This is a genomic window from Bradyrhizobium sp. 482_C4_N1_8 (assembly GCF_052075965.1).
GTDB classification, from domain to species: Bacteria; Pseudomonadota; Alphaproteobacteria; order Rhizobiales; family Xanthobacteraceae; genus Bradyrhizobium; species Bradyrhizobium barranii.
In genome coordinates this window covers 8203476-8216113 of record NZ_CP197231.1, presented here as the reverse complement: position 1 = coordinate 8216113, position 12638 = coordinate 8203476, and the positions used below count along the sequence as shown (strand labels likewise).

General features: G+C 64.9%; 13 protein-coding genes. 7 read left to right on the top strand and 6 right to left on the bottom strand.

What is annotated here, in order from left to right; all coding sequences use genetic code 11:
• The first annotated feature begins 75 nt into the window (after positions 1-75).
• From AB7Z56_RS38975 to AB7Z56_RS38965, 3 genes are all read left to right on the top strand, one after another.
• Positions 76-786, top strand: coding sequence for an MgtC/SapB family protein (locus AB7Z56_RS38975; RefSeq protein ID WP_283017745.1), 711 nt, complete (start codon positions 76-78; stop codon positions 784-786).
• Positions 787-887: 101 nt separating this feature from the next.
• On the top strand, positions 888-1220 hold the full coding sequence (locus tag AB7Z56_RS38970) for a hypothetical protein (protein WP_063986723.1): 333 nt from the start codon (positions 888-890) through the stop codon (positions 1218-1220).
• Between the two features lie 94 nt (positions 1221-1314).
• Positions 1315-2055: an acetoacetate decarboxylase gene (locus tag AB7Z56_RS38965; RefSeq protein ID WP_063985719.1), complete on the top strand. Its 741-nt coding sequence runs from the start codon at positions 1315-1317 to the stop codon at positions 2053-2055.
• A 63-nt stretch (positions 2056-2118) separates the two neighbouring features.
• Here the strand turns inward: AB7Z56_RS38965 and AB7Z56_RS38960 are convergent, their stop codons facing one another.
• The 5 genes from AB7Z56_RS38960 to AB7Z56_RS38940 form a co-directional block, all read right to left on the bottom strand.
• A complete protein-coding gene (locus tag AB7Z56_RS38960; protein WP_063985718.1) occupies positions 2119-3561 on the bottom strand; it encodes a homospermidine synthase in 1443 nt (480 codons plus the stop codon).
• Between the two features lie 68 nt (positions 3562-3629).
• Positions 3630-4019, bottom strand: coding sequence for a RidA family protein (locus tag AB7Z56_RS38955; RefSeq protein ID WP_063985717.1), 390 nt, complete (start codon positions 4017-4019; stop codon positions 3630-3632).
• Positions 4020-4153: 134 nt separating this feature from the next.
• Positions 4154-4741: a GNAT family N-acetyltransferase gene (locus AB7Z56_RS38950; protein ID WP_283017744.1), complete on the bottom strand. Its 588-nt coding sequence runs from the start codon at positions 4739-4741 to the stop codon at positions 4154-4156.
• Between the two features lie 145 nt (positions 4742-4886).
• Complete coding sequence (locus AB7Z56_RS38945) at positions 4887-6029, bottom strand: type III PLP-dependent enzyme (protein WP_063985715.1); 1143 nt, start codon at positions 6027-6029, stop codon at positions 4887-4889.
• A 675-nt stretch (positions 6030-6704) separates the two neighbouring features.
• On the bottom strand, positions 6705-6959 hold the full coding sequence (locus AB7Z56_RS38940) for a hypothetical protein (RefSeq protein WP_063985714.1): 255 nt from the start codon (positions 6957-6959) through the stop codon (positions 6705-6707).
• A 137-nt stretch (positions 6960-7096) separates the two neighbouring features.
• Here AB7Z56_RS38940 and AB7Z56_RS38935 point away from each other — a divergent pair, with 137 nt between their 5' ends.
• The 3 genes from AB7Z56_RS38935 to AB7Z56_RS38925 are packed head-to-tail and all read left to right on the top strand — an operon-like array spanning position 7097 to position 10943.
• A complete protein-coding gene (locus tag AB7Z56_RS38935; protein ID WP_063985713.1) occupies positions 7097-9178 on the top strand; it encodes a M3 family metallopeptidase in 2082 nt (693 codons plus the stop codon).
• The gene (locus AB7Z56_RS38930) at positions 9178-9816 is read left to right on the top strand and encodes a DUF1007 family protein (RefSeq protein ID WP_063985712.1); all 639 of its coding nucleotides are present in this window, start codon (positions 9178-9180) and stop codon (positions 9814-9816) included. Before AB7Z56_RS38935 ends, AB7Z56_RS38930 begins: the two co-directional genes overlap by 1 nt.
• Positions 9813-10943: a nickel/cobalt transporter gene (locus AB7Z56_RS38925; protein ID WP_187387826.1), complete on the top strand. Its 1131-nt coding sequence runs from the start codon at positions 9813-9815 to the stop codon at positions 10941-10943. Before AB7Z56_RS38930 ends, AB7Z56_RS38925 begins: the two co-directional genes overlap by 4 nt.
• A gap of 175 nt (positions 10944-11118) precedes the next feature.
• Here AB7Z56_RS38925 and AB7Z56_RS38920 read toward each other — a convergent pair whose 3' ends face one another.
• Positions 11119-11517 carry an MAPEG family protein gene (locus AB7Z56_RS38920; RefSeq protein WP_063985710.1) on the bottom strand — a complete coding sequence of 133 codons (399 nt, stop codon included), beginning with the start codon at positions 11515-11517 and terminating at the stop codon, positions 11119-11121.
• A gap of 82 nt (positions 11518-11599) precedes the next feature.
• Between AB7Z56_RS38920 and hemH the strand changes: the two genes are divergently transcribed.
• Complete coding sequence (gene hemH, locus AB7Z56_RS38915) at positions 11600-12637, top strand: ferrochelatase (RefSeq protein ID WP_063985709.1); 1038 nt, start codon at positions 11600-11602, stop codon at positions 12635-12637.
• Position 12638 lies beyond the last annotated feature (1 nt).

Here is a 12638-nt window from a genome sequence, read left to right as displayed (position 1 = left end):
CCACAGCCGGTGCCCGTTCAAATTGACCTCGTCGGCACTCTCGCATAGATCGTGTGCCAACCCGTGCGAGGGACCATGCGGTTTTTGACGACCTTCCAGATTGCTGACTTCGCCGACACGCTGGTCAGCCTGTTCACAGCCTTCGTGCTGGGCACGCTGATCGGCGCCGAGCGGCAGTACCGCCAGCGCACCGCGGGTCTGCGCACCAACGTGCTGGTCGCGGTCGGTGCTGCCGCCTTCGTCGATCTCGCCATGCACCTGACCGGCGCCGACGGTGCGGTCCGCGTGATCTCCTATGTTGTCTCGGGCATCGGCTTCCTCGGCGCCGGCGTCATCATGAAGCAGGGCATGGACGTGCGCGGGCTCAACACCGCGGCGACGCTGTGGGCCTCGGCCGCCGTCGGCTCCTGTGCCGGCGCGGACATGGTCGCGCAGGCGGCCGCGCTGACCGTGTTCGTCATCGCCGGCAACACCATGCTGCGCCCGCTGGTCAACGCCATCAACCGCATTCCGCTGAACGAGAAGACCTCGGAGGCGACCTACTATTTCAAGCTCGCCGTCGCGGCCGACGCCCTGCCCGACATGCGCGACCGTCTCGTCGACAAGTTGGAGGCCGCGAAATATCCGGTGGCCGATATCGACGTGGTTGAGACTGGGGATGACCTGATCGAGATTGTCGCAAAGCTGGTTGCGACCGCAGTCGATCCGAACGAGCTGAACGCGGTGGCGACCGATCTCCAGCACCTGCCGGGCGTCCGCCACGCGGAAGTCAACACCTCCGACTGAGCGTGGCGTTTTGGCGCGCGAAGGCACGGTTCCCGCCTCGTCCGCCATGGAACCGCAGTCGGGCAAGTTCGTTGGTCCCGCGGACAAAGGCGGTGATCGACATGCCCGGCCCAAATGACAAGCGCAGACTGAAACGCGACCTGATGATCGCCTGCTCGCTGTTCGCAGCAGGCGTCGTGGTGTCAGGTCTATCGCTGGCGCAGATCCGGGCCGAAAGCCGGACGCAGACGGCGCAGGCGACGCAACCGCTCCAGGGCACGCCGTCCAGCGATCAGGACAAGACGCCCGCGCAGGCCAAGCCCGGTGGCGACCGGCCGACCACGCCGGCCCCCGAGCCCGCGCGCCCCGATCCGCAGACGCAGGGTGCGGCGACCAAGCCGGCACTGCCGGCGGCGCCCGCGGAGAAGATCGCGCCGCCGATCAAGGAGAAGTAGCCCGGCGGCCGGCGTATTGTGACGCGCATTTGATCTCGCCTCGGCAGACGGCCCGTTCCATAATCTGTCGCGCCAACGACAGATGGGGCCTCCCATGAAGATCGAAGACGTCCGCCGCACCGCTTATTCGATGCCGCTCACCAACCCGGCATTCCCGCCGGGGCCATATCGCTTCTTCGACCGCGAATATTTCATCATCACCTACAGGACCGATCCCGAAGCCCTCGCCGCCATCGTGCCCGAGCCGCTCGAGGTGGCGGAGCCGGTGGTGAAATACGAATTCATCCGCATGCCCGACTCGACCGGATTCGGCGACTACACCGAAACCGGGCAGGTGATTCCGGTCCGCTTCAAGGGCGAGGAGGGCGGCTACACCCACGCGATGTATCTGGACGACGAGGCCCCGATCGCCGGCGGCCGCGAGCTGTGGGGCTTTCCGAAAAAGCTCGCAAGGCCCAAGATCGAGATCGAGAGCGACGTCCTGGTCGGCTCGCTGCATTACGGCTCGGTCCTCTGCGCTTCGGCCACGATGGGCTACAAGCACCGCAAGGTCGACCACGACATGGTGCTGAAATCGATGGCGGCGCCGAACTTCATCCTGAAGATCATCCCGCATGTCGACGGCAGCCCGCGGATCTGCGAGCTGGTGCGGTTTCATCTCGATGACGTCGTGCTGAAGGAAGCATGGACCGGCCCTGCCGCGCTCGGCCTGTTTCCTCACGCACTCTGCGACGTCGCCCGCCTGCCGGTGCGCGAGGTGGTCTCGGCGCTGCATTTCAAAGCGGACCTGACGCTCGGGCTCGGCAGCGTGGCGTTCGATTACTTGGCGAAATAGGTCGGCAAAAAGAAATGCCCGGCACAAGGCCGGGCATCGCTATCAACCGGAAGCGCTGAGAGGTCAGCGCACCAGGACATTCCGGAACTGCCAGGGATCGCTCGTGTCGATGTCTTCCGGGAACAGTCCCGGACGATCCGTCAGCGGCGTCCAGTCGGTGTAGTAACCCTTCACCGGGCCGAGATACGGCAGCTGGATCTCCAGCAGACGATCGAAATCCATCTCGTCGGCTTCGACGATGCCTTCGTTCGGGTTTTCCAGCGCCCACACCATGCCGCCGAGCACGGCGGAGGTCACCTGCAGGCCGGTGGCGTTCTGATAGGGCGCGAGTTGGCGGGTCTCTTCGATGGAGAGCTGCGAGCCGTACCAATAGGCATTGTTGTCGTGGCCGAACAGCAGCACGCCCAGTTCGTCGATGCCGTCGACGATTTCGTTCTCATCGAGGATGTGGTGCTTTTCCTGCATCTTCGCGGCACGGCCGAACATTTCGTGCAGCGACAGCACGGCATCGTCGGCCGGATGGTAGGCGTAGTGGCAGGTCGGCCGGTAGACCGCTGTGCCCGATGCGTCGCGCACCGTGAAGTAATCGGAGATCGAGATCGACTCGTTGTGGGTGACGAGAAAGCCATACTGCGCGCCGCGGGTCGGGCACCAGGTGCGCACGCGCGTGTTGGCGCCGGGCTGCATCAGATAGATGGCGGCGCCGCAGCCGGCTTCGTGGGTCCGCGCATTCTCGGGCATCCATTTTTCATGGGTGCCCCAGCCGAGTTCGGACGGCTGCACGCCTTCCGACAGGAAGCCTTCGACCGACCAGGTGTTGACGAAGACATCAGGCTCTTTCGGCGACTTGGAGCGCTGGGTGTCACGCTCGGCGATGTGGATGCCCTTGATGCCGGCCTGCCGCATCAAATCGGCCCACTCGGCCTTGGTCTTCGGCTTGGGGGCATTGAGCTTCAGGTCGGCGGCGACGTTGAGCAGCGCCTGCTTGACGAAAAAGGAGACCATGCCGGGATTGGCGCCACAGCAGGAGACGGCCGTCGTCGAGCCCGCCGGGCGCGCCTTCTTGGCGGCCAGCGTCACTTCGCGAAGCGCGTAGTTGGAACGCGCTTCCGGGCCCTTCGAGGAATCGAAATAGAAACCGAGCCAGGGCTCGTTGACGGTATCGATGTAGAGCGCGCCGAGCTCATTGCAGAGCTCCATGATGTCGGTGGAGCCGGTATCGACCGAGAGATTGACGCAAAAACCCTGGCCGCCGCCTTCGGTGAGCAGCGGGGTCAGCAACTCCCGGTAATTGTCCCGGGTCACGGCCTTCTGGATGAAGCGGACGTTCTGCTTCTCGCAATGCGCCTTGCGGCCCTCGTCCTTGGGATCGATCACGGTGACGCGCGACTTGTCGTAGTCGAGATGCCGCTCGATCATCGGCAGCGTTCCTTTGCCGATGGAGCCGAAGCCGACCATGACGATGGGACCAGTGATCTTCGCGTAGATCTGCGAGGGGTGGCTCATGGGATGGTTTCTCCGGAACGTGCTGGCAGACAAAGGGTGGGGGGGTGGATCAGGCGCTGCGGCGCTTGTCAGACGCTGCGGCGCTTGGCGGTGACTTCGATCTCGACCTTCATCTCGGGCTTGGCGAGGGCGCTGACGACCAGCAATGTCGCAGCCGGCCTGATATCGCCGAGAACCTCGCCGCAGACGGCGAAGTGGGCATCGATGTAGCTGGCGTCGGTGACGTAGTAGGTCGCACGGACGATATCGGCCATCTCGAATCCGCCCTCCTTCAGGGCGGCTTCGATGGTCTTGAAGCAGTTGCGTGACTGGCTCGTGACATCTGATGGCATCGTCATCGTCGTGTAGTCATAGCCGGTGGTTCCGGCGACGAAGGCGAACTCGCCGTCGATCACGGCGCGGCTGTAGCCGACAGTCTTCTCGAGGGGAGAGCCGGTGGAGATCAGGCGACGGGACATGGTCGTGGGCCTCGACTGAACGGGGTGTTGGCGGGTTAAAGGGCGTTTCTCAGGCCCGCGCAACCCCAAAGGAACGGGCACGCGCGAGCATCGCCGCGGAACGCGGCTTAAGTCGTCGCCATCATGGCAATCCCTTAGGCCGCGTGCGCCTGGAGGGCGCGAACTACCCTCCGTTTGGGCAGGGCCGTGCCGGTCGGCACGATCATCCCCTCAACGCCATCCAGCGCACCGGCCTGGAATTCGATCGCCAGCAGGCGATCGCGCTCGAACGGGCCGGGCAGCATCAATGCGCCGGTCTTCTCGGGCGAGAAGCCGAAGCGGGCGTAATAGGGGGCATCGCCGAGAAGGATCACGGCGGCATGCCCGCGCGCCCGGGCGGCGGCCAGCGCTTGATGCATCAGCGCGGCGCCGATCCCGAGCTCGCGGAAGGCAGGGTCCACCGCCAGCGGTCCGAGGACCAAAGCGGGCCTGCCTCCGGCGCTGACGTGCCACAGCCGCACGGTTCCCACGAGTGTCCCCTCGCGCACAGCCGACAGGGCAAGGCCTGCGGCAGGTGCACGTCCGTCGCGCAGGCGCTGGCAGGTGCGGCCGTGGCGGTTCTCGCCAAAGCTTGCATCCAGCAGCGCTTCACGGGCGGCGACGTCGGCAGCACGTTCCGCACGGATCGCGAACGGAGCGGCTTTCGAAGTGAGGGCGACTTGTGGCTTCCGAAAAGCAGTCATGGCGCGTCAGTCCCCGCTTGAACCCGCGTGCGAGAAGCACGCCGGCTCAAGACGTCGTCAGAATGGCAATGTCAGGAAGGGAGCCGGCGGACCGGCTCCCGGGTTCGTCAGGCCTCAAAACGAGAGGCGGATCAGATGTGGCAAATCAGATGTGGTACGTCTTCAGCGGCGGGATGCCGTTGAACGCCACCGCCGAGTAGGTCGACGTATAGGCCCCGGTGCCTTCGATCAGCAGCTTGTCGCCGATCTCGAGCGTGACGGGGAGCGGATACGGGCTCTTCTCGTACAGCACGTCGGCGCTGTCGCAGGTCGGGCCTGCGAGCACGCACGGCGTCATGTCCGCACCGTCATGCGGGGTGCGGATGGCGTAACGGATCGACTCGTCCATGGTCTCGGCGAGACCGCCGAACTTGCCGATGTCCAAATACACCCAGCGCACCTCGTCCTCGTCGCTCTTCTTCGAGATGAGCACGACTTCGGATTCGATGATGCCGGCATTGCCCACCATGCCGCGACCCGGCTCGATGATGGTCTCCGGAATCTGGTTGCCGAAGTGCTTGCGCAGCGCGCGGAAGATCGAGCGGCCGTAGGTGACCACCGGCGGCACGTCCTTCAGGTACTTGGTCGGGAAGCCGCCGCCCATGTTGACCATAGAGAGGTTGATGCCGCGCTCGGCGCAGTCGCGGAACACCTGCGAGGCCATCGCCAGCGCACGGTCCCACGCCTTCACCTTGCGCTGCTGCGAGCCGACATGGAAGGAGATGCCGCACGGCTCCAGGCCCAGGCGCTTGGCAACGTCGAGCACGTCGACAGCCATTTCCGGGTCGCAGCCGAACTTGCGCGACAGCGGCCATTCGGCGCCGGCGCAGTCATAGAGGATGCGGCAGAACACCTTCGCGCCGGGAGCGGCACGGGCGACCTTCTCGACCTCAGGAACGCAGTCGACCGCGAACAGCCGGATGCCGAGCGCGAAGGCGCGCGCGATGTCGCGCTCCTTCTTGATCGTGTTGCCGAAGGAGATGCGGTCGGGCGTAGCTCCTGCGGCCAGCGCCATTTCGATCTCGGCGACTGTCGCGGTGTCGAAGCAGGAGCCCATGGATGCTAGCAGGGACAACACTTCCGGCGCCGGGTTCGCCTTGACGGCATAGAACACGCGGCTGTCGGGCAGCGCCTTGGCAAAGGTCTGGTAATTGTCGCGCACGACCTCGAGGTCGACGACGAGGCAAGGCTCGGTGTCCCGGCCCTCGCTGCGGCGGTTGCGCAGGAATTCCTGAATACGTTCGGTCATAGCACTCTCCCAAACGGCCCAGCGACGGGGATCCGTTCAAAAAATGTCGTCGGATAAGAGCGCTCCGGCCAGATCGCGCGATGGAGGCGCGACGAGCCAAAGACTCAAACCAGACTGTGCTGCCGTGGATTGGTTGGGATTGTTCCCGCCCGCACACCTGGCAATGAAGGACAAGCCTTTTCAGTAGCCCGCGCCGGCGTTGGACTGCCGGTAGAGACCAAAAAAGCCCGATCCGTCGTTGCTTTAAGTCGCGTCCCCCGTTGAGAGCGGGGTGCGCCGGTTCGCCTCCGGCTGCCAGTCACGGTTGCAAAAAGTGAAGTCACCTTCGACTAGGCATCTCTTTGAGAGAGATGCTGGACGCTCCGGGTTTGCTTCCTCGTCCGACCTTTCGGTCTCGCGACTTCCGCACTTCCGAAGAGCCCCTCGGCTTCTTCACCCCTTGGCGGCTGTCCGGCCTCTTGTCCGGATACCTACCGACTGACACACGACCACAGGCACGTGCGAAATTGGGCAAGAGCGCACATAAGCGTTTTGACTCAGCTTCGCAAGAATTTTTTTAGGCTGAGGACAGAATTGCCTAACATCTGCTTGCGCAGTGTTGCACGAGCGGCGCGGAAGATGAACGCGCGTTAAGTTTTCTCAGCCGTGCGCGCGTCTTGCGCGCGCGAGGAAGCGTCAGCGGCGCTTCGTGAACGGCTCGACGCGCTGAGCCGCGCGGATGAACGCGGTCATCACGAGCACGCCGAGCGCGAACAGCACAGCCTGCAGGATGTGCGTGCCCTGCTCGCCGAGCCCGAACAGGATCGCGAGCGCCCAGCCGCCGGCGAACGCGGCGCCGAACACCTCGGCGCCGATCAGGATGGCGGCGCTGACGACAGTGATGACGCTCGGCCAGACGATCTGACGGGAAGAGGAGACAGGCGCGTTCATGAGCTCTGGGGTCCGTGGCTTCGAGGGCCGCAATCTCCCCGAAAAGGCGGCCGGGAGCAAGGGCAAATGGCCCAAAAAAGCCCCATCGCGTGCTATAGCTGACCCCAACAATCGAACCACAAAAACCGGGACTAGCGATGTCAGACCCCCGCCAAACCACGGACCCCGAGACCAACCCGCTGCTGAAGGCCTGGGTGACGCCGTTTGCGACCCCGCCCTTCGACGAGGTCAAGCCCGAGCACTTTCTGCCCGCCTTCGAGCAGGCCTTCGCCGATCACTCCGCGGAGATCGCGGCGATCACCAACGATCCGGCGGCCGCCGACTTCGCCAACACCATCACGGCGCTGGAGCGCTCCGGCAAGCTCCTCACCAAGGTCGCGGCGGTCTTCTACGACCTCGTCTCGGCGCATTCCAACCCGGCCATCCTGGAGATCGACAAGGAGGTCTCCTTGCGGATGGCGCGGCACTGGAATCCGATCATGATGAACGCCGTGCTGTTTGGTCGCATCGCCCATCTGCACGAGAACCGCGCCGGTCTTGGTCTTTCGCCGGAGCAGCTCCGCCTGCTGGAGCGCACCTACACCCGTTTCCACCGTTCCGGCGCCGGCCTCTCCGAAGAGGCGAAGGCGCGGATGGCGGAGATCAACGAGAAGCTCGCCCAACTCGGCACCGGCTTCAGCCACCACCTGCTTGGCGACGAGCAGGAGTGGTTCATGGAGTTGGGGGAGGCCGACCGCGAGGGCCTGCCGGAGAGCTTTGTCGCCGCCGCCAAGGCTGCGGCGGAAGAGCGCGGCATGCACGGCAAGGCCATCGTCACGCTGTCGCGCTCCTCGACCGAGCCGTTCCTGAAGAGCTCGGCCCGCCGCGACCTGCGCGAGAAGGTCTACAAGGCCTTCACGGCGCGCGGCGACAACGGCAATGCCAACGACAACAACGGCACCATCGTCGAGATCCTGCAACTGCGCGAGGAGAGCGCCAAGCTTCTGGGCTATCCGACCTTCGCCGCCTACCGGCTCGAGGATTCCATGGCCAAGACGCCGGATGCGGTGCGCGGCCTGCTGGAGCGGGTCTGGAAGCCGGCGCGTGCGCGTGCGCTCTCCGACCGCGACGAGATGCAGGCGCTGATCACGGAAGAGGGCGGCAATTTCAAGCTCGCGCCCTGGGACTGGCGCTTCTATGCCGAAAAACTCCGCCTCCAGCGCGCCAATTTCGACGACGCCGCGATCAAGCCGTATCTTACGCTCGATCACATGATCGCCGCCGCCTTCGACTGCGCCACCCGCCTGTTCGGCATCACCTTCGAGGAGCGCAAGGACGTGCCGGCCTGGCACCCGGATGTAAGGGTCTGGGAGGTAAAGGGGCCGGACGGCAAGCACAAGGCGCTGTTCTACGGCGACTACTATGCCCGGCCGTCGAAGCGCTCCGGCGCCTGGATGACCTCGCTGCGCGACCAGCAGAAGCTCGACGGCGAGATCGCGCCGCTCGTCATCAATGTCTGCAACTTCGCCAAGGGCGCGAACGGCGAGCCCTCGCTGCTGTCGCCCGACGATGCCCGGACCCTGTTCCATGAGTTCGGCCACGGCCTGCACGGCATGCTCTCCAATGTGACCTATCCGTCACTCTCGGGCACCGCGGTGTTCACCGACTTCGTCGAGCTGCCGTCCCAGCTCTACGAGCACTGGCAGGAGCGGCCCGAGGTGCTGCAGCAGTTCGCCCGCCACTACCAGACCGGCGAGCCGCTGCCGGACGATCTGCTCCAGCGCTTCCTCGCCGCACGAAAGTTCAACCAGGGCTTTGCCACGGTCGAGTTCGTCTCCTCGGCGCTGGTCGATCTCGAATTCCACACCCAGCCGGCTTCCGCCGCGCAGGATGTCCGCGCCTTCGAGAAGAAGGAGCTGGAGAAGATCGGCATGCCCGAGGAGATCTCGCTGCGCCACCGCCCCACCCAGTTCGGCCACATCTTCTCCGGCGACCATTATGCCTCCGGTTACTACAGCTACATGTGGTCGGAGGTGATGGACGCCGACGCCTTCGGCGCCTTCGAGGAGGCCGGCGACATCTTCGATCCTGCAGTGGCAAAGCGCCTGCACGACGACATCTACTCCTCGGGTGGATCGGTCGATCCCGAGGCCGCCTATGAAGCCTTCCGCGGCCGCCCGCCGGAGCCCGACGCGCTGCTCCGCCGGCGCGGCCTGCTCGATGGCGCAAGGGCAGCCTGATGGGCATGCGTGCCCTGTTCGGCCTGTTGCTCGCCGCTGCGATGACGTTCGCAGCCGGCGCGGCGCGGGCGCATCCGCATGTCTGGATCACCGCGACCAGCGAGCTGCTCTACGCCGCCGACGGCTCGATCACCGGCGTCCGCCACGCCTGGACCTTTGATGACATGTTCTCGGCCTATGCCCTGCAGGGGCTCGAGAGCAAGACCAAGGGCGCCTATACGCGCGAGGAGCTGGGGCCGCTGGCGCAGACCAATGTCGAGTCGCTGAAGGAATACGCCTACTTCACCTTCGCGCGAGGCGACGGCAAGAAGGAGCGTTTTAACGAGCCGGTCGACTACTTCCTCGACTACAAGGATACCGTGCTGACCCTGCACTTCACGCTGCCGCTGAAGAACCCGGTCAAGCCCAAGCAGCTGGTGCTCGAAGTGTTCGACCGCTCCTACTTCATCGACTTCCAGATGGCCAAGGACAATCCGGTCAAGCTGGTCGGCGCGCCCGCCGGCTGCCAGATGAAGCTCGATCGTCCCAACGACGGCTCCGCCGCCGCGCAGAAGCTCAACGAGCAGACCTTCCTGAACGGTGAGAACTCGAATTTCGGCATGATGTTCGCCAACAAGATCACGGTGGATTGCCCTTGAAGCCGCAACTCTCCCCGTTCGCACGCGGGCTGCTTGCCTGCGCTGCGGCTGTCGTCGTGCTCGGTGTGGCGGACGCCGCGCTTCACGATCTCCTCGCGCAAAATCCGTTCGGTGCACCACGCCCGGCGCAGGCCGCGGAGCCCGAGGCCAGCGGCGTCATTGGCTGGCTGTTGGCAAAGCAGTCGGAATTCTATCGCCAGATGTCGGCGACCATTCGCGCCGCGAAGTCCGACGGCTCGGCGGTGTGGACGCTGCTCTTCATCTCCTTTGCCTATGGCATCTTCCACGCCGCCGGCCCCGGCCACGGCAAGGCGGTGATCGCCTCCTATCTCGTCGCCAACCGCGAGACCGCGCGGCGCGGCATCGCGCTGTCGTTTGCCTCGGCGCTGATGCAGTCGCTGGTGGCGATCCTGATCGTCGGCATCTCGGCCTGGGTGCTGAACGCCACCGCCAAGACCATGTGCAAGGCGGAAGGCGCGATCGAGATCGCGAGCTACGGCCTGATCGCGCTGTTCGGCCTGCGGCTGGTCTGGGTCAAGGGCCGCACCTTCATCCGCGCGCTGCAGGCGGTCCAGCCGGTGCCGGCGATCGCCGGCGTGCCGCATGACCATCACGATCACGGCCATCACCATGATGTCCATGATCATCACGACCACGATCACGGTCATGATCACCATCATCACGACCAAGGTCACGCCAACGCCCATCACCACCACGGGCACGACCACGTCCATGACGAGCATTGCGGCCATTCCCACGGCCCCACGCCGAGCGAGCTCGCCGGTCCCGGCGGCTGGCGGCGCGGGTTCGCTGCGATCCTGACCGTCGGCATCCGGCCCTGCTCGGGCGCGATCCTGGTGCTGGTGTTCGCGCTCGCGCAGGGCCTGTTCTGGGCCGGCATCGCCGCGACCTTGCTGATGGGACTCGGTACCGCAATTACGGTCGCGGCTATCGCCGTCGTCGCCGTCTCCGCCAAGGACATCGCCGCCCGCCTCAGCGCCGGGCGCGACGGCGGCGGTGCGCTGTTCATGCGCGGCATCGAATTCGGCGCCGCCGCTCTCGTGCTGCTGTTCGGCGCGGGCCTGCTGTTCGGCTACATCGCCGCCGAACGGACGACGTGTTTTTAAGGTTGCTCTTTCCCTCCCCCCTTGTGGGTGAGGGTGGCTCGCCGCGTAGCGGCGAGACGGGTGAGGGGTATCTCTCCGCGAGCAAACCTCTCACGATTGAATCGTGCGGAGAGATACCCCTCATCCGTCGCGCTACGCGCGCCACCTTCTCCCACAAGGGGAGAAGGAAGAAAGATCACACCGGCAAAAACCGCTTCAACGCCGGCATGAAGAAGATCCCGAGATTGATCGCAAAACCGATGCTCCAGAGGATCGAGCGCAGTGTCGGGCGGTTGCCGAGATAGGTCAGCACGTAGGCGATCCGCACGATCAGGAACAGCACGGCGAGCTCGTCAATCAGCCGCTGCGGCGAATCCCGGAATTCGGCAAGCAGCACCGCGAAGGCGAAGAACGGAAAGGTCTCGATGCCGTTCTGGTGGGCACCAAGCGCGCGCTGCGCCAGCGCATCCTCGAAGAAGGCGGGGTCGCGCGGCCGGGAATTGTCGAAGATGCGAAACCGCGTCCATTTGATCGAGACGATCGTCGCCAGATAAAGCAGCAGCGCTCCCAATACGCAGAATTCCGCGAGTGTCATCAGCCCCTCCCCGCTTGGGCGCGACCCTAGCGAAATCGACCTCATCTTGACAAGTTCGGAGCAACGCGCGACGCAACTGATCATGACGACAATTGCCCCCATCGCAGCGCAAAAGCCCGCCGTCCGGTCCAGCCTGCGGCGCGTCGGCGTGCTCCTGGTCAATCTCGGCACGCCCGATACGGCCGATGCGCCCGGCGTGCGGGTCTATCTCAAGGAGTTCCTCTCGGACGCCCGCGTCATCGAGGACCAGGGGCTGGTCTGGCAGTTCGTGCTCAACGGCATCATCCTGCGCAGCCGTCCCCGCACCAAGGCGCTGGACTATCAGAAGATCTGGAACAATGAGCGGAACGAGTCGCCGCTGAAGACCATCACGCGCTCGCAGAGCGACAAGCTTGCGGCCGCACTGTCTGACAGCGACCACGTCGTCGTGGACTGGGCGATGCGCTACGGCAATCCCTCGATCAAGTCGGGCATCGATGCGCTGATCGCGAAGGGGTGCGACCGCATCCTCGCCGTGCCGCTCTATCCGCAATATTCCGCCTCGACCTCGGCGACGGTCTGCGACGAAGTGTTTCGCGTGCTCGCCCGCTTGCGGAATCAGCCGACGCTGCGGGTGACGCCGCCTTATTACGAGGACGAGGCCTATATCGAGGCGCTCGCGATCTCGATCGAGACGCATCTAGCGACGCTGCCGTTCGCGCCGGAGCTGATCGTGGCATCCTTCCACGGCATGCCGAAATCCTATGTCGACAAGGGCGATCCCTATCAGTCCCACTGCGTCGCCACGACCGATGCGCTGCGCCGCCGACTCGGCATGGACGAGACGAAACTGCTGCTGACCTTCCAGTCCCGCTTCGGCAATGACGAGTGGCTCCAGCCCTACACCGACAAGACCATGGAGCGGCTGGCCAAGGAAGGCGTGCGCCGCATCGCGGTGGTGACGCCGGGCTTTTCCGCCGACTGCCTGGAGACGCTGGAGGAGATCGCGCAGGAGAATGCCGAGATCTTCAAGCATAATGGCGGCGAGCAGTTTTCCGCGATCCCCTGTCTCAACGACAGCGATCCCGGTATGGACGTGATCCGCACCCTGGTGCTGCGCGAGCTTCAGGGCTGGATCTGAT

Excerpts from the sequence above, each read along its gene's own strand:
- AB7Z56_RS38950 (WP_283017744.1), bottom strand. The coding sequence starts at position 4,741 with ATGACTGCTTTTCGGAAGCCACAAGTCGCCCTCACTTCGAAAGCCGCT.
- AB7Z56_RS38970 (WP_063986723.1), top strand. The coding sequence starts at position 888 with ATGCCCGGCCCAAATGACAAGCGCAGACTGAAACGCGACCTGATGATC.
- hemH (WP_063985709.1), top strand. The coding sequence starts at position 11,600 with ATGACGACAATTGCCCCCATCGCAGCGCAAAAGCCCGCCGTCCGGTCC.
- AB7Z56_RS38965 (WP_063985719.1), top strand. The coding sequence starts at position 1,315 with ATGAAGATCGAAGACGTCCGCCGCACCGCTTATTCGATGCCGCTCACC.
- AB7Z56_RS38960 (WP_063985718.1), bottom strand. The coding sequence starts at position 3,561 with ATGAGCCACCCCTCGCAGATCTACGCGAAGATCACTGGTCCCATCGTC.
- AB7Z56_RS38945 (WP_063985715.1), bottom strand. The coding sequence starts at position 6,029 with ATGACCGAACGTATTCAGGAATTCCTGCGCAACCGCCGCAGCGAGGGC.
- AB7Z56_RS38930 (WP_063985712.1), top strand. The coding sequence starts at position 9,178 with ATGGGCATGCGTGCCCTGTTCGGCCTGTTGCTCGCCGCTGCGATGACG.
- AB7Z56_RS38940 (WP_063985714.1), bottom strand. The coding sequence starts at position 6,959 with ATGAACGCGCCTGTCTCCTCTTCCCGTCAGATCGTCTGGCCGAGCGTC.
- AB7Z56_RS38975 (WP_283017745.1), top strand. The coding sequence starts at position 76 with ATGCGGTTTTTGACGACCTTCCAGATTGCTGACTTCGCCGACACGCTG.
- AB7Z56_RS38920 (WP_063985710.1), bottom strand. The coding sequence starts at position 11,517 with ATGACACTCGCGGAATTCTGCGTATTGGGAGCGCTGCTGCTTTATCTG.
- AB7Z56_RS38935 (WP_063985713.1), top strand. The coding sequence starts at position 7,097 with ATGTCAGACCCCCGCCAAACCACGGACCCCGAGACCAACCCGCTGCTG.
- AB7Z56_RS38955 (WP_063985717.1), bottom strand. The coding sequence starts at position 4,019 with ATGTCCCGTCGCCTGATCTCCACCGGCTCTCCCCTCGAGAAGACTGTC.